Annotated in this window: 13 protein-coding genes and 5 tRNA genes; 5 read left to right on the top strand and 13 right to left on the bottom strand. The window is 61.6% G+C overall.

What is annotated here, in order from left to right:
* Window positions 1-17: 17 nt before the first annotated feature.
* The 4 genes from earP to PVA39_RS11380 form a co-directional block, all read right to left on the bottom strand.
* Window positions 18-1,142, bottom strand: a complete 1,125-nt coding sequence (earP, locus tag PVA39_RS11395) for an elongation factor P maturation arginine rhamnosyltransferase EarP (RefSeq protein ID WP_274124139.1) — start codon at window positions 1,140-1,142, stop codon at window positions 18-20.
* Window positions 1,143-1,155: 13 nt separating this feature from the next.
* Window positions 1,156-2,502, bottom strand: a complete 1,347-nt coding sequence (locus tag PVA39_RS11390; protein ID WP_274124138.1) for an MFS transporter — start codon at window positions 2,500-2,502, stop codon at window positions 1,156-1,158.
* Between the two features lie 398 nt (window positions 2,503-2,900).
* A complete protein-coding gene (locus PVA39_RS11385) occupies window positions 2,901-3,596 on the bottom strand; it encodes a histidine phosphatase family protein (RefSeq protein WP_274124137.1) in 696 nt (231 codons plus the stop codon).
* Between the two features lie 242 nt (window positions 3,597-3,838).
* Window positions 3,839-3,928, bottom strand: a tRNA-Ser gene (locus PVA39_RS11380).
* A 338-nt stretch (window positions 3,929-4,266) separates the two neighbouring features.
* Between PVA39_RS11380 and PVA39_RS11375 the strand changes: the two genes are divergently transcribed.
* On the top strand, window positions 4,267-4,956 hold the full coding sequence (locus PVA39_RS11375) for a crotonase/enoyl-CoA hydratase family protein (RefSeq protein WP_147176556.1): 690 nt from the start codon (window positions 4,267-4,269) through the stop codon (window positions 4,954-4,956).
* 89 nt (window positions 4,957-5,045) lie between these two features.
* Window positions 5,046-6,017: a magnesium and cobalt transport protein CorA gene (locus PVA39_RS11370; RefSeq protein WP_274124136.1), complete on the top strand. Its 972-nt coding sequence runs from the start codon at window positions 5,046-5,048 to the stop codon at window positions 6,015-6,017.
* 31 nt (window positions 6,018-6,048) lie between these two features.
* Here the strand turns inward: PVA39_RS11370 and PVA39_RS11365 are convergent, their stop codons facing one another.
* The 3 genes from PVA39_RS11365 to PVA39_RS11355 all read right to left on the bottom strand — a co-directional run bounded on the left by PVA39_RS11365 (window position 6,049) and on the right by PVA39_RS11355 (window position 8,618).
* Window positions 6,049-6,834, bottom strand: coding sequence for an ABC transporter permease (locus PVA39_RS11365; RefSeq protein WP_093502494.1), 786 nt, complete (start codon window positions 6,832-6,834; stop codon window positions 6,049-6,051).
* Window positions 6,834-7,766, bottom strand: a complete 933-nt coding sequence (locus tag PVA39_RS11360) for an ABC transporter ATP-binding protein (protein ID WP_274124135.1) — start codon at window positions 7,764-7,766, stop codon at window positions 6,834-6,836. Before PVA39_RS11360 ends, PVA39_RS11365 begins: the two co-directional genes overlap by 1 nt.
* A gap of 231 nt (window positions 7,767-7,997) precedes the next feature.
* On the bottom strand, window positions 7,998-8,618 hold the full coding sequence (locus PVA39_RS11355; RefSeq protein WP_274124134.1) for a glutathione S-transferase family protein: 621 nt from the start codon (window positions 8,616-8,618) through the stop codon (window positions 7,998-8,000).
* 333 nt (window positions 8,619-8,951) lie between these two features.
* Between PVA39_RS11355 and PVA39_RS11350 the strand changes: the two genes are divergently transcribed.
* Window positions 8,952-11,399 (top strand): acyl-CoA dehydrogenase, encoded by a 2,448-nt coding sequence (locus PVA39_RS11350; protein ID WP_274124133.1) that lies wholly within the window; start codon window positions 8,952-8,954, stop codon window positions 11,397-11,399.
* Between the two features lie 74 nt (window positions 11,400-11,473).
* On the top strand, window positions 11,474-11,884 hold the full coding sequence (locus PVA39_RS11345) for a PA2817 family protein (protein WP_274124132.1): 411 nt from the start codon (window positions 11,474-11,476) through the stop codon (window positions 11,882-11,884).
* Window positions 11,885-11,984: 100 nt separating this feature from the next.
* Here PVA39_RS11345 and PVA39_RS11340 read toward each other — a convergent pair.
* From PVA39_RS11340 to PVA39_RS11325, 4 genes are all read right to left on the bottom strand, one after another.
* Window positions 11,985-12,060, bottom strand: a tRNA-Gly gene (locus PVA39_RS11340).
* A gap of 13 nt (window positions 12,061-12,073) precedes the next feature.
* A tRNA-Glu gene (locus tag PVA39_RS11335) sits at window positions 12,074-12,149 on the bottom strand.
* Window positions 12,150-12,196: 47 nt separating this feature from the next.
* A tRNA-Gly gene (locus PVA39_RS11330) sits at window positions 12,197-12,272 on the bottom strand.
* A gap of 29 nt (window positions 12,273-12,301) precedes the next feature.
* Window positions 12,302-12,377 (bottom strand) — tRNA-Glu (locus PVA39_RS11325).
* Between the two features lie 315 nt (window positions 12,378-12,692).
* Between PVA39_RS11325 and PVA39_RS11320 the strand changes: the two genes are divergently transcribed.
* Window positions 12,693-13,460: a hypothetical protein gene (locus PVA39_RS11320; protein ID WP_147176549.1), complete on the top strand. Its 768-nt coding sequence runs from the start codon at window positions 12,693-12,695 to the stop codon at window positions 13,458-13,460.
* A gap of 32 nt (window positions 13,461-13,492) precedes the next feature.
* On the opposite strand, the gene PVA39_RS11315 is transcribed toward PVA39_RS11320, so the two are convergent.
* Window positions 13,493-13,975: a GAF domain-containing protein gene (locus tag PVA39_RS11315; RefSeq protein WP_274124131.1), complete on the bottom strand. Its 483-nt coding sequence runs from the start codon at window positions 13,973-13,975 to the stop codon at window positions 13,493-13,495.
* Complete coding sequence (locus tag PVA39_RS11310) at window positions 13,972-14,862, bottom strand: ATP-binding protein (protein ID WP_274124130.1); 891 nt, start codon at window positions 14,860-14,862, stop codon at window positions 13,972-13,974. The genes PVA39_RS11315 and PVA39_RS11310 overlap by 4 nt, the downstream gene beginning before the upstream one ends.
* Window positions 14,863-14,940 lie beyond the last annotated feature (78 nt).

The raw sequence follows: 14,940 nt of genomic DNA, 5'->3' as shown, positions 1-14,940 counted from the left end.
AAATTCGAGGCCGCGTATCATAGCCAATTTCGATAAAACTGCACCAGCGCCGCGGCAAGATCTGCATATACCGCCTGGCGCCTGGCCCAGACTTGGGCATGGGCGGCCAACTCATCGGCGCGCTCCAGCCAGGCAGCCCAGGCCGGCGCCATGCCTTCGCCTGCATTCCACGCCCGCCACACGAGGCGAAAGGCGGCCTCGGCCTCGCTCGAAAGCCCCTGGCAATACAGTGCCATGAAGGCCTCGAGCTTTTCCCAGTGCGCCTCTTCCTGCTGTGGGTAGATATGCCAGACCAGCGGTCGGCCCGCCCATTGCGCACGCACGAAAGAATCCTCGCCGCGCACCAGGTTGAGGTCACAGCACCAGAGCAGCGCGTCATACTGATCCTGCTGCATGAAGGGCAGCAGCTGCACGCTCAAGGCGCCGCGCTGCATGACCTCGCCAAGCATGAGCGGCGAACCGGTCCAGCGTTGTAAATCGCCGAGGATGCGTCCTTCCGGGACCAACAGATGGGTCGACCTAGCAGCGCCCGCCAGGGCATCCAGCCAACCGGCCAGGGCACTATTCTCATAGGCGAACAGGGAAACCAGGCGCGCGTCGGTGAGCGGGCTGATACCCAATGACGCGAGAAAATCAGTGCGGGCTCTGGCGTCACTCTGCAGCCGGTCGCGAGCGGCGAGCAGCCCGCTTTCGCGCAGCAGCCCACCCGTGCCGGCGCTGAAGCCTGGAAAGAAGAAGAACTTCTGCAGCCCATTACCCTGCATCGACGGCAGGCCGTGGCAACCTTCGACCCAGCTCTCGGCGCTCAGGTACTCCAGGTTCAACCAGAGTACGGGCGCCTTGCGCGCCGCCATCGCCGCCACATACTCGGCGGGCAGCTCGCAGGCGAAGGCTTCGATCACCACATCCGCCGGCTCCACCGCCTGCCAGGCCTGCGGCCAATGGCACACCTCGACGCTGCTCAATAGCTGACAATCGGAATCGGCATCGGCCTGCGGGCAGATACGCGCCAGCGCCGCCAGATCATCGACCCACAGGCGCACCGCAGCGCCCTGCTCGGCCACCAGCTGCCGGGCCAGGCGCCAGGTCACGCCGATATCGCCGTAGTTGTCGACGACACGGCAGAAAATATCCCACCTCATAACGCCCTTCCCTTCAGGCCTGCAGCCCGCCCTCACACTGCCGCGTGTTCATGCTGGCATCGACCAGCGGCTCGGCCACTTCGACGCCGGGCACCACATCGGAAAGATCTTCCTGGCGCTCGTGCTCCAGCGCGCCCTGGACCAGATCCTCGGTCACCCGCAGCTCCGCACCCACCATCGAGGCGGGCGTCGCCGGCTCGAATGGTGCCACAGGCTGAGGCGCGGGGCGCAGCTTGCGGCGCCAGAAGAACAACAGCACCAGGCAGCCGTTGAGCAGACTGAAGGCCAGGAACAAGCCGGCGTCGCCATCATGCTCCATCAGCGGCGAGATCATCAGCGGGCTGATCGCCGAGCCCAGAGAGTTGATCAGCAGCAGCCCCTGCACCATACGCACCAGCGCCCCAGCAGGCGCCCGGTCAGCGGCGTGGCTGACTGCCACCGGGTAAACGGCGAACACGCCACCACCGAGCAGGAACAGCAGTACCATGAGCAGCAGCGGCGAAGACGGCAGAATCATGATCGCTAGGGAAATCAGCAGGCAGAACAGGCTCAGCACGATCAGCACACTCTGCCGATCATGCTGATCGGACCAACGCCCCACCGGGTACTGCAGCAGCATGGCGCCGAGAATCACGCTGGCCATCATCTGTCCGACCTCGCTGACGCTCATGCCGACGCGCTGCAGGTACAGCGGCAGCAGCGAATAGACCGCGGCGATGGCGATACCGGAACCGAAGCAGCCAATCACCCCGGTCGGCGTCATACGGATCAACTGCTGCGGCAGCAGCGGCTCGACCTTCTCCACCAAGGGCGTAACCCGCGGAATGATGCCCATGGGCAGCACCGACAACGACGCCAACAGCCCGGCCACCATGAACGGCGCGGTGTCGCCCCAGGCATCGATGGCGCCGAGCTGCAACTGGCCGAGCATGCCGGAGCCGTAGAGCGCCATCATGTACAACGCCAGCAGGCGACCACGCACTTTCTGGTCACCCGCCAGAAGCATCCAGCTTTCGACGACGAGAAACACACCGAGAATCGACCAGCCGGCGATCAGCCGGAAGACGAACCAGGCCCAGGGGTCGAAGAACAGCCCCTGCAGCAGTACGCTCACCGCCGTCAGCGAGGCGAAACTGCTGTAGGCGCGGATATGGCCGATGCGCAGGATCAGCCGGTCATTGAACAGCGCTCCCAGGGTCAGGCCGATGAAATAGGACGCCGACACGATACCGATCACCGTCGCCGACACGCCTGCCGCATCCAGGCGCAGTGTGGTCAGCGACGAAATGAAGCCGTTGCCGATACTGATGATGAACAAACCGAGCAAGGGCCCCAGCGCCATGCCAAGCAATTGCGACATAAAAACCTCGAAGCGATGCAGCCCCTTGAGCGCATCGGAAAAAAGAATGCTGTGACCGTTACAGGCTGCGCACACCACGCTGCTCGACGACAAGCGATGCTTGACCGAATGGGGGAATGTTTCAGGGAAAGACGCCGCACGTAAACACGGACGCCAACACCCAAAAACCTCGAAAGCCGGGCGGCTCTGGTTTTTGATTTTGTAAGGCGAGGGAGCTGAAACGGTGAAACCTGAGGGGCGCAGGCCGCCCATCAAAGGCCGCGGACGATACACGAGCAGAGGGGCTCGAACAATCGGCTCAGCCACGCAGTCGTGATCGATTGCCCATTAACCGCAACAGCAAAATACGACGAGGCCGTCGCCTGCCATGCAAGCGACGGCCTCACTGCTCTGAGGGCTTAGCCTCGCTGGCGCTGAGCCTGATCATTCAATGCACTCTTCCAGTCATCGGCGTCGAGAAAACCGATTACCTGCAGCGAGTCGGAACCCTCGGATTTGCTGAAGAAAAGTGCAGTCCCGTATTCCGGCGTGTCGCTGTCATAGCCCAGAGAGTTCTCAAACGCGGAGATGCAGCTGCTGTGGGTGACCAGAACCATATTCTTGCCCGGCACCTTGTGCTGCAGCGCATTGTCGAGCATCGATTCTCGACATTTATAAAGCCAGTCCTCGTCGACACCGAGGTCATTAAAGACGAGTTCCTCGGTCTGAGCTGTACGGGTAAGCGGACTGTTGTAAACGTCGGTTCTGGTCAGGCCCAGCTGCCCGAAGCCATCAGCCAGCCAGCCACCAACAGGGAGTGATCGGGAGGTAATGCCCTCTGTTCCTTCCAGGCAGGGATAATCTTCCTTGTCGCAGCGCTCCAGATGACGCAGCAGAACGATCACATCGCCCTCCTGCCACTTGGCAAGGAGACTGGGCAACTCATGGCTGCGCTCTTCGGAAAGATCTTCGATCTCGGGCGGCTGCATCACGAACGCCCCCAGGGCAGTCGCGAAGGAAGCCGCCACGCAGGCGGCCACTGCGCCACGACGTTGACGAGCGCTCAGCTTGCTGTACAAGCGCCGCGCCGGGCGTAGAAACAGGGATTGCAACATCGGAACTCCAGCTTGACCGCCTCTATATCTTTCATCGGCGCGATCTAAGCTGACTCCATCGGTTGCGGATAGTTCGCAAATGGCGACAAGGCGGTTTGTAAGCCGATGTGCCTGCAAGCAGCTAACGGTGGATTGTTGGCTGCAAAACTGCCGTTTTAGCCCAAGACCGTTCCAAAACCTGAACACCAGAAACACAAAACCCGCTTCGCTAGGAATGACGGGGGTTTGCGTTAAATCGAAAGTGGCGGTGAAGAAGGGATTCGAACCCTTGATACGGTTTCCCGTATACACACTTTCCAGGCGTGCTCCTTCAACCGCTCGGACACTTCACCGGATCTCGCCAAACGCACTGTCTGTCGAGGCGCGCTAATGTAATCGAAGGTTCTTCCAAACGCAAAACTTTTTTCAAAAGATTCATGCGCTTAAGCCATTGAGAGATGTCGGGGCGACGTACGCGCCATCGCTATGGTGCGAGCAAGCGCGCGTAGCGCTGGCAGGCGAGGCCCGAGGAAAGCCGACAGTGGTGATCAGTCCACTCCATCACCGGCATGACTACCCCGCCCTGCACCTACATCGTCCAGCCACCCTGACTCTACAGTCACCCTTCGTGCTTTACCGGATCACGGCGGATGGGTAACTTCAGCCGCACTTTCACAACAAGGAGTCGACCATGAGCGACCTGATCAGCTACCAACTCGATGACGGCATCGCCACGCTGACGCTCAACAACGGCAAGGTCAACGCGATCTCGCCAGCGCTGATAGAGGCCTTCAACGCGGCCCTGGACCGCGCGACCCAGGACAAGGCCATCGTTATCCTCACCGGCCAGCCGGGTATTCTCTCCGGCGGCTACGACCTCAAGGTGATGACCTCCGGCCCGCAAAACGCCATCGATCTGGTCGCTGCCGGCTCGACGCTGACCAGGCGCATGCTCGCCCATCCTTATCCCATCATCGCCGCCTGCCCCGGCCACGCAGTGGCCAAAGGCGCCTTCCTGCTGCTTTCCAGCGATTACCGCATCGGCGTCGAAGGAGCCTTCACTATCGGCCTCAACGAAGTGCAGATCGGCATGACCATGCACCACGTCGGCATCGAACTGGCGCGCGATCGTCTGCGCAAGTCCGCCTTCCATCGCTCGGTGATCAACGGCGAGATGTTTGACCCGCAAAGCGCCGTCGATGCCGGCTTCCTCGACAAGGTGGTACCGGCCGAGCAATTAATGGCTACCGCCCAGGCCGCGGCGGCGCAGTTCAAGAAGATCAATATGAACGCTCACCGCAAGACCAAGCTCAAGGTACGTGCCGCGCTGCTGGAAACTCTCGACAAAGCAATCGAGCTGGACAAGCAGCACTCGCTGTAACGCCAGCCGTGAAAGAGCCGCTCAGCGGCTACTGAGCACATCGAGATAAGCAGGTAAGCTGCGACCACTAATCTGGCACGGGGTACACCATGGGCGATGTGGTCGCAGCAGCGGTTTACAGCAAGGGTCGCAAAGTCAGCGACATTCACCTCGACGAAGGTCGGGAATGGGCCGCCAAGCCCGAACACTTCGTGTGGATCGGCCTGCACGACCCCGGCAACCAGGAACTCGGCAACCTGCAACAACAGTTCAATCTGCATGAGCTGGCTCTAGAAGATGCGCTGCAGCGGCACACACGCCCCAAGCTGGAAATCTTCGGCGATGCGCTGTTTCTGGTGCTCTACTCGCCCGTACATCTCGCTAATGAACTGACTTTTGTGGAAACCCAGCTATTCGCCGGCAAGGGTTACGTAATCAGCGCCCGCTACGGCGACTCCGCGTCTTACACCAAGGTACGTCAGCGCTGCGAGGCGCGGCCGCTGCTGCTCGAGCACGGCGAAGACTTCGTACTCTACGCCTTGATCAGTTTCATCATCGAGAACTACCGGCCGCTGATGGACACCTATTACACCGAGTTGGAGCAACTCGAGCAAACGGTGCTCGAATGCGCCATGACCCACGGCGAGGTGGTACGTATCCAGCAGTTGCGCCGAGATCTTCTGCGCCTGCGCCGCAATATCGGGCCCCTCGCGGAGATCTGCCAGGAGCTGCAGCACCTGGACTTCCCCTTTATCGACAAGAACATGCGACCGTACTTTCGCGACGTGGCGATTCACGTCAATCGGCTGCTCGAGGACCTGACCAATCTGCGGGAGATGGCCGACCATGCCATCGAAGTCGGCCTTCTGCTCGAGTCATCCCGGCAGAGCGTGGTGCAGCGCAAGTTCGCTGCCTGGGCGGCGATACTGGCCTTTCCCACCGCGGTGGCCGGCATCTACGGCATGAACTTTCACAACATGCCGGAGCTGAACTGGCAGTATGGCTACTTCGCCGTACTTGGCGTGATCGGCGCTGGCTGCGTGGGGCTGTACGCCAGCTTCCGCCATTATGGCTGGCTGTAGGGTTCGCCCACAGCCTGCTGCGACACACTGCTTACTGACGCATCCCGCGACCACTGACCAGCAGACGCACGCACAGCACATAGAGCACCGCCGTGGCGACCAGCATGAAGCCGATGGCGGTGCCGATGCTGATGTCCGACACGCCGAGGATGCCGTAACGGAAGGCGTTGACCATGTGCAGCACCGGGTTGGCCATCGATACCGTCTGCCAGAACGGCGGCAGCAGGCTGATCGAATAGAACACCCCACCCAGGTAGGTCAGCGGCGTCAGCACGAAGGTCGGGATGATCGAGATATCGTCGAAGTTGCGCGCGAACACCGCGTTGACGAAACCACCGAGGGAGAAGATCGTCGCCGTCAGCAACACCACCAGTACTGTCAGCCCAAGGTGATGCACCTGCAAATGGGTGAAGAACAGCGACAGGATGGTGACGATGACGCCCACCGCCAGGCCGCGCAGCACGCCACCGGTGACGTAACCGATCAGGATGGTATGCGGCGAGACCGGCGAGACCATCAATTCTTCGACCGAGCGCTGAAACTTGCTGCCGAAGAAGCTCGACACCACGTTGCCGTAGCTGTTGGTGATCACCGACATCATGATCAGCCCTGGCACGATGTATTCCATGTAGGTGAAGCCACCCATGTCGCCGATCTGCCGGCCGATCAGGTTGCCGAAGATCACGAAGTAAAGAACCATGGTGATCGCCGGCGGCAGCAGGGTCTGCGGCCAGATGCGCATGAAACGGCGCACTTCCCGGTAAACGATGGTGCGCAAGGCCACCAGGTTGGCGCTGAACTCGGACTGCTCGTGCATCATACGGCTACCTTCGACAGGTTCTTCTCGACCAGGGACACGAACAGCTCCTCCAGGCGGTTGCTCTTGTTACGCAGGCTCAGCACCTCGATGTCGTGCGCCGCCAACTGACGGAACAGGTCGGTGACGCCCTGGCTCTTGTCGACCTGCACTTCGAGGGTGTGATGGTCGACCAGCTTGACCGGATAACCGGCAAGGGCCGGCACGGCAGTCAGATCGTGCTTGAGATCGAGCAGGAAGGTCTCGACGTGCAACTTGCCCAGCAGCGCCTTCATGCTGGTGTTCTCGACGATCCGCCCGTGGTCGATGATGCCGATGTTGCGGCACAGCTGCTCGGCCTCTTCCAGGTAATGGGTGGTGAGAATGATGGTAATGCCTTGCTTATTGAGGTCGGTGAGAAAGCTCCACATCGACCGGCGCAGCTCGATGTCGACACCCGCGGTCGGCTCGTCGAGGATCAGCAGACGCGGTTCATGCACCAGCGCGCGGGCGATCATCAGCCGGCGCTTCATGCCACCGGAGAGCTCCCGTGACGCCACGCCGCGCTTTTCCCACAGCCCCAGCTGGGTGAGGTATCGCTCGGCGCGCTCCTTGGCCAGGCGCGCCGGAATGCCGTAATAGCCGGCCTGGGTCACGACGATGTCGAAGACCTTTTCGAACTGGTTGAAGTTGAATTCCTGGGGCACCACGCCGATACAGCGCTTGAGCGCGGCGGGCTGGGCGTCCAGATCGTGGCCGAATACGTTGACCGTACCGCTGGACTTGTTCACCAGGGTGGAAAGAATTCCGATGGTGGTGGACTTGCCGGCGCCGTTTGGCCCCAGCAAGGCGAAGAAGTCGCCCTCGGCGACGTCAAGGTCGAGACCATGCAAGGCGGTGAAGCCGTTGCCGTAGGTCTTGGTCAGCTGTCGGATCGACAGAGCAGTACTCATAAAGGATATGCACCCATTAAAAAGACAGGGTTTAGAGGGGGATGCCATGCAAACATTGCAACGCAATTGCCCACTCAGGGCGCCTCTAAAAACGTAGGCGAGGCAGTCATCGCAAGGCCTAGGCGGCCCCACAAAAACAGGCGAAAAAGCGGAGTTTACAGCTTGTAAATGAGCATTTTTAGCCTGTTTTCAACGCTGCGATGACAACGCAGGTGGTTTTTAGAGGTGCCCTCAGGTCAGTTCGGTCATCACCGCGCGCCGATAGGCCGGCCGCTCACACAAGCGGGCGTACCAGGCCTGCAGGTTGGGCTGCGCTGGCCGCTCGATGGGCATTTCGAACCAAGCATAGATGAAGCTGCCCAGCGGGATGTCGCCCATGGCGAAGCGCTCGCCGGACAGGTAGGGCTGCTTGCCCAACGCTTTTTCGGGCAGCGCCAACAAGTCGATACAGCGTTGCCGAGCCGCTTCGATCACCACTTCCTTGCGCTGCTCGACCGGAGTACGCAAAACGCCCCAGAACAGATCGCGAAATTCGCCGGCAAAGCTGGAGGTAGTCCAGTCCATCCATTTGTCGCCGCACGCGCGGTTGGCAGGCTCTTCAGGGTAAAGGCTGCCCAGCGCATAGGCCGCAGCCAAGTAACGCACGATGGCGTTGGATTCCCACAACACCAGATCGCCGTCCTCGATCATCGGCACGCGGCCGTTGGGATTGCGTGCCAGGTACTCGGGTTGGTCGACCACCCCGAAGGCGCCACCGGCCTCGACGCGCTGGTAAGCGACACCTGCCTCTTCAGCGCACCACAGCGCCTTGCGTACATTACTGGAATTCTTGCGACCCCAAATTTTCAGCATCACCCATCGTCCTTATCAGAGTCCTGCCTGCCAGGAGGCTGACAACCCTACCATTGTGCCGCCAGGAAGGAAGCCGGCCGCAATAATGTTGGCTATCGACCGGGTTCATACCGCAGACAGTCAGCACCATTGGGCACCTGACCAACAGGTCATCCGCGCAGACAATTTGTTATCCGAACTCGCCTGCCTGGCGCGGGGTCACTATCGGAACGTGACCGGCCGCATCTGCTCAGCAAGCGCCCTGTTACACCCCCTGTCGGCAACTTCCACCCAAGCCGACTACGATTATGGCGGCGCTTGCCGTTCTGCTGTCGCCATCACGGAGGATTCTGCATGCTCGCTGTCTGGTTGCTCGTCCTGGTTCTCGGTACGGCCTATCTGGCCCACCGCCGCACGGCTCCCCTGCCCGCCCTGGCCATCGTTGCCGCCTACCTGTTCGTCATGGGCGCCTACAGCCATGCTCCCGGCTGGCTGATGGTGATCTTCTGGCTGCTGTGGCTGGCCGTCGCCCTGCCACTGGCGTTGCCGGAGCTGCGCCGCAAGCACTTCACCGCGCCGCTGTTCGGGTGGTTCCAGAAGGTGCTGCCGCCGATGTCCAATACCGAAAAGGACGCCATCGAGGCCGGCACCGTCTGGTGGGACGGCGAGCTGTTCAGCGGCCGCCCGGACTGGGACAAGCTGCTGGCCTACCCGAAAGCCACGCTGACCGCCGAGGAGCAGGCCTTTATTGATGGTCCCACCGAAGAGCTGTGCGCCATGGTCAGCGAGTGGGAAATCGGCCAACGCATGGACCTGCCGCCCGAGGCCTGGGAGCACATCAAGCAGCACGGCTTCTTCGCCCTGATCATTCCCAAGGAATACGGTGGCAAGGGCTTTTCCGCCTACGCCCACTCGCAGGTCGCGATGAAGCTGGCCACCCGCAGCGGCGACCTGGCCTCCACCGTGATGGTGCCCAACTCCCTCGGCCCGGCCGAACTGCTGTTGCACTACGGCACCGAAGAGCAGCGCAACCATTATTTGCCGCGCCTGGCCCGCGGCGACGATATCCCCTGCTTCGCCCTGACCGGTCCACTGGCCGGCTCCGATGCCGGCGCCATGCCCGACAGCGGGGTGATCTGCAAAGGCCAGTGGAACGGTGAGGAAGTCGTCGGCCTGCGCCTGAACTGGGAAAAGCGCTACATCACCCTGGGCCCGGTGGCCACCCTGCTTGGCGTGGCCTTCAAGGCCTATGACCCGGATCACCTGCTCGGTGACAAGGACGAACTGGGCATCAGCCTGGCGCTGATTCCCACCGACACCCCCGGCGTGAACATCGGCCGTCGCCACATACCGCTGGGCGCCGCCTTCATGAACGGCCCCAACTCCGGCAAGGATGTGTTCATCCCGCTGGACTATCTGATCGGCGGCCCCGAGTACCTGGGCAAGGGCTGGATGATGCTGATGAACTGCCTGTCGGTAGGCCGTTCGATTTCCCTGCCGGCGGTGGGCACCGGCGCCGCCAAGTTCACCAGCCTGGTCACCGGCCAGTACAGCCAGGTACGTGAACAGTTCAACGTGCCGCTGTCGGCCTTCGAAGGCATTCAGGAAGCCCTGGCGCGTATCGGCGGCAACGCCTGGCTGATGGACAGCGCACGCATCCTCACCGCCAACGCGGTGGACCTGGGCGAGAAGCCGTCGGTGCTGTCGGCGATCCTCAAGTACCACCTCACCGAGCGCGGCCGCGAATGCATCACCCACGCCATGGACGTGCACGGCGGCAAGGGCATCATCATGGGCCCGAGCAACTACCTGGGTCGTTCCTGGCAGGGTGCGCCGATCTTCATCACCGTCGAGGGCGCCAACATCCTCTCGCGCAACCTGATGATCTTCGGCCAGGGCGCGATTCGCTGCCATCCCTACGTACTCAAGGAAATGGCCCTGGCCGGCCGTGAAGACCGCGACCAGGCGCTGCTGGAGTTCGACGATTTGCTGATGCAGCACATCGGCTTCGCCGTCAGCAACGCCGCCAGCACGCTGATACTGAGCCTGAGCATGGGCCTTCTCGGCAAGGTGCCGGGCGACCGTATCAGCCGCCCCTACTTCCGCGCCCTCAATCGCCTGAGCGCCGCGTTCGCCATGCTCGCCGACCTCAGCATGATGCTGCTGGGCGGCGAGCTGAAGCGTCGCGAGCGCCTGTCGGCACGCCTGGGTGACGTGCTCAGCCACTTGTACCTGGCATCGGCGGCGCTCAAGCGCTACCACGACCAGGATTACCCGGAGCACGTTCGCCCGCTGCTGCACTGGGCGCTGAAAGAAAGCCTGGGCAAGGCTGAAACCGCCATCGACGAACTGCTCAGCAACTTCCCCAACCGCCTGCTCGGCAGCGCCCTGCGCGTGCTGGTGTTCCCCTTCGGCCGCCGTCACCAGGGCCCGGACGATCACCTCGACGCCCAGGTCGCCGCGATCATCGGCCGCAATGCCGGCGACCCGGCGCTCGAAGAGCTGCTTGAAGGCTGCTTCCGCCCCACCTCGACCGACGATCCGGTCGGCGCCCTGCAACACGCCCTCAACCTGCTGCAAGAAGCCGCGCCCCTGCAGAAAAAGCTCTACAAGGCCGTCAAGGCCGGCCAGGTGCGCGAAACACCCGGGCAGAACGAGATCGAAACCGCAGTCGCCGCGGGCGTGCTCAGCGCCGAGGAAGGCCAGCAGCTGCAGCGTGCCGAGCAGGCACGCCGCGTGGTGATCGATGTCGATGACTTCGGCAAGGAAGAGCTGCTGCCCAGCGAGGGCAAGGTCAGGTAGTCGAACTGCAGAGACGACAGCGGGCGCCGTGGACTTTATACTCCGGCGCCCGTTTTACTTTCAGGATCCCGGACATGGCCAGCCCCCACCTCGACCACCACATCGCCCTGCTCAATCACCTGCGCACCATCCTGGTGGCCCTGGGTGAAGCCGAGCAGATCCTCGATGCCAGCCATGCCAATTTCCTCGAGCGCTACGATGAACTGCTCGCCGAACTGCCGGTGGACTTCGAACGCAGCCAGTACCTGGGCCAGGACCTGATCAGCCAGATCTTCCAGCGCTACCCGCAGATCGCCCACCTGGTACCGCGTGACCTGCTGTGGTTCTTCGGCGGCGATTGCCTTCACTTCATGCCGGACGAAGAGATCGAGCTATACCAGCAGCTCGACGAACGTCGTTTCTACGCCGAAGAGAACGACGAGCCGTTCGACTGGAACCAGGAAAAGCAGCTGCTGGCCATGCCGGCACCGACAAGCCGCCACTGACGAAAAAGCCCGCCAGCAGTAGTGATGCTGGCGGGCTTTTTCTTAGCGCCGAAACGCAGATACGAAAACGCCGCTCGATTGAGCGGCGTTTTCGTTTATTTGGAGCGGGAAACGAGACTCGAACTCGCGACCCCGACCTTGGCAAGGTCGTGCTCTACCAACTGAGCTATTCCCGCATTTACAACAAATTGGCGTCCCCTAGGGGACTCGAACCCCTGTTACCGCCGTGAAAGGGCGGTGTCCTAGGCCACTAGACGAAGGGGACCTGGAACTTCTTAACGCAATTCGGCTGCCACGCCGAACCTGAAAATCTGGAGCGGGAAACGAGACTCGAACTCGCGACCCCGACCTTGGCAAGGTCGTGCTCTACCAACTGAGCTATTCCCGCAATCTTTGCTACTCCACTTCTTCTGGAAGTGGCGTCCCCTAGGGGACTCGAACCCCTGTTACCGCCGTGAAAGGGCGGTGTCCTAGGCCACTAGACGAAGGGGACATTGCCCGGAATCTCCGGCTTCCCCGCTGTGCTTTTCAGCATTACCGTGGAAGTGGCGCGCATTCTATGGAGCCTTTCAACACTCGTCAACAGCTCATATAAAAATTTTTAAAATCAACGACTTCAATCTGATTCCAGGACCATCGGCAGAGTGCTTGCCGAGCATGCCTGCTTTAATGCGACAAGCGAAACGCGCAGGCTTCGCGCAAACCGCGCAATGATGGCAGAACGCGAGTAAGATGACTGACATCGACAGGCAGCCACCGCCTCGCGGATCGCTGCGCCCTGCCCCGACAGCTTAAAGAGGTTAAGACGATGTCCTCGCTCGTTATCACCATGGCGATAATCGGCGGTATCACGCTGTTGGTGCTGCTGGCCTACCTGAATCAATTGGCTGAGAACAACAAACGCAAGAAGGCCCGACTCAAGGCTGACCTGGCTGAGCGTTACCGGCGCATCGCCGACCTCAACGAGCAGTTCGTCGGCCAGTTCATGAGCCCTGAACTCAAATTGCTGCTGTGCCGCCTGCAGCTGCAGTTCGCCGAACGCATTCTGGAAGTCGACAAGCAGGACACGGTCTACGCGACCATGGCCGAAGAGCTGCGCAAGCTGATCGCCATGGGCCAAGACATCCCCGTTCGCAATGCGCCTTACGCCATCACCGACGATGCCAAGGCTACCCAGGTCCGCGCCCAGCTGGAGGCACTGCATGGCCAAGTTGGCAAATTAGCCCAGAACGGCCAGCTGCCGGTGGACGAAGCGAAAAAGTGGGCAAAGGATATTCGCCACATGCTGGTGCAGCTATACATTGACCTTTACGGTAACCAAGCCAAGCAGGCGTTGCAGCAGCAACAGAACGGGCATGCCCGCCTGGCTCTGGAGCGTGGTGTGCAGTTCCTGCAGAAGCAGCCAGACACTGCGCGTTATCAGGCGACCCTGGCGCAGTTCCAGAAGCAGCTGGAGCGGGTCAATGCGATGCTGGTCAGCGCCCAAGCGCCAACCGGCGACGCCGACAGCGAGCTGACCGAGGGACTCAAGTCGATGGAAGACGACGGCTGGAAGAAAAAGGCGCTGTACGACTGAGAGGCCTGCGCCTCTCAGCCCTCACTTCTCTTTCAGCAATCACTGGCGCGCAGCAGCACAGCGGCCAGCCCTTCGATACCGCGCTGATCCACCTCGCTGAAACGCCCCACTCTTGGGCTGTCCAGATCCAATACGCCGATTAGCCGGCCATCCTTGACCAAAGGCACCACCAGCTCGCTGTTGGATGCGCTGTCGCAGGCGATATGCCCGGGGAAGGCATGCACATCCTCGATGCGCTGGGTTTGCCGCGATGCCGCCGCAGCGCCGCACACGCCGCGTCCGAAGGCGATCCGCACGCAGGCCACCTTGCCCTGGAACGGGCCGAGCACCAGCTCATCGTCCTTCGCCAAGTAGAAGCCGGCCCAGTTCAGGCCTTCCAGCTCGTGATAAATGAAGGCGCTGAACTGCGCAGCATTGGCGATGAAGTCCCGCTCACCGGACAAAAGTGCTTCCAGCTGGGCAGTCATCAAGGCGTAACCATCCAGCCCCGAACCGGTCTGACTCAAATCGATCATTGCGAAGTCTCCAGTAACTGCAGCCCGACCCAGTGGCGGGCAAACTGATAGGCGCACCTTCCATTGCGGTTGCCGCGTCCGGTGGCCCAGCGCACGGCGAGCTTTTCCAGCTCCTCGCTCCACCGCCATTGCAGGCCGGCCTGCTCTGCCTGGACCTCCACCCAGTGACGCACCACATCCAGGTAATGCTCCTGGGTGAACGGATAGAAGGAAAGCCACAGGCCGAAGCGGTCCGACAATGCGATCTTGTCCTCGACGGCCTCGTTCGGGTGCAGCTCGCCGTCGACCATCTTGGTGTTGGCATTGTCGCTCTCGCGTTCCGGCACCAGGTGCCGACGGTTGGACGTGGCGTACAGCAGCACGTTCTCTGGCGAGCGCTCTAGCGAGCCATCGAGCACGCTCTTGAGTACCCGGTAATCACCCTCGCCTGCCTCGAATGACAAATCGTCGCAGAACAGGATGAAACGCTGTGGCAGCGTCATCAGTTGCTCGACCACCCGCGGCAAATCGGCCAAGTGGTCACGCTCGATCTCGATCAAACGCAGCCCGGCGCTGGCATGCTCGGCCAACAGCGCGCGAACCAGCGACGATTTGCCTGTGCCACGCGCGCCCCAAAGCAGCGCGTGGTTGGCCGGCATGCCCTGCACGAACTGGCGGGTGTTACGCGCCAGTTGCTCGCGCTGGGCATCGACGCCAATCAGGTCGGACAGATTCATGTCCAGACTGACCCTGAGCGCCTGCAGATAGCCCGAGCGCCCCTCACGCTGCCAGCGCGCGGCAAGGGTATGACGCCAGTCCAGCGGTTCACGCTCGGCCGGCAATAGCGGCTCCAGGCGCGTCAGCACGCTCTCGGCGCGCTGTAGAAAATCGGTAATGCGCGAATCCACGTAGCAGCTCCTCGGATATTCAGTCTGTGAGTCAGGCGTGCCGAAAAACAGGCCAGATCGACTATGCTTGGGCAGCGA

The organism is Pseudomonas sp. CNPSo 3701 (assembly GCF_028674975.1).
GTDB lineage: Bacteria > Pseudomonadota > Gammaproteobacteria > Pseudomonadales > Pseudomonadaceae > Aquipseudomonas > Aquipseudomonas straminea.
The sequence above is the reverse complement of the archived record's forward strand: the minus strand, read 5'-3'. Positions and strand labels throughout refer to the sequence as shown.

Coding starts and splice junctions, on each gene's coding strand:
- PVA39_RS11315 (WP_274124131.1), bottom strand. CDS start 13,975: ATGATCGATTTGAGTCAGACCGGTTCGGGGCTGGATGGTTACGCCTTG.
- PVA39_RS11365 (WP_093502494.1), bottom strand. CDS start 6,834: ATGCACGAGCAGTCCGAGTTCAGCGCCAACCTGGTGGCCTTGCGCACC.
- PVA39_RS11375 (WP_147176556.1), top strand. CDS start 4,267: ATGAGCGACCTGATCAGCTACCAACTCGATGACGGCATCGCCACGCTG.
- PVA39_RS11345 (WP_274124132.1), top strand. CDS start 11,474: ATGGCCAGCCCCCACCTCGACCACCACATCGCCCTGCTCAATCACCTG.
- PVA39_RS11385 (WP_274124137.1), bottom strand. CDS start 3,596: ATGTTGCAATCCCTGTTTCTACGCCCGGCGCGGCGCTTGTACAGCAAG.
- PVA39_RS11355 (WP_274124134.1), bottom strand. CDS start 8,618: ATGCTGAAAATTTGGGGTCGCAAGAATTCCAGTAATGTACGCAAGGCG.
- PVA39_RS11370 (WP_274124136.1), top strand. CDS start 5,046: ATGGGCGATGTGGTCGCAGCAGCGGTTTACAGCAAGGGTCGCAAAGTC.
- PVA39_RS11320 (WP_147176549.1), top strand. CDS start 12,693: ATGTCCTCGCTCGTTATCACCATGGCGATAATCGGCGGTATCACGCTG.
- PVA39_RS11350 (WP_274124133.1), top strand. CDS start 8,952: ATGCTCGCTGTCTGGTTGCTCGTCCTGGTTCTCGGTACGGCCTATCTG.
- PVA39_RS11360 (WP_274124135.1), bottom strand. CDS start 7,766: ATGAGTACTGCTCTGTCGATCCGACAGCTGACCAAGACCTACGGCAAC.
- PVA39_RS11390 (WP_274124138.1), bottom strand. CDS start 2,502: ATGTCGCAATTGCTTGGCATGGCGCTGGGGCCCTTGCTCGGTTTGTTC.
- earP (WP_274124139.1), bottom strand. CDS start 1,142: ATGAGGTGGGATATTTTCTGCCGTGTCGTCGACAACTACGGCGATATC.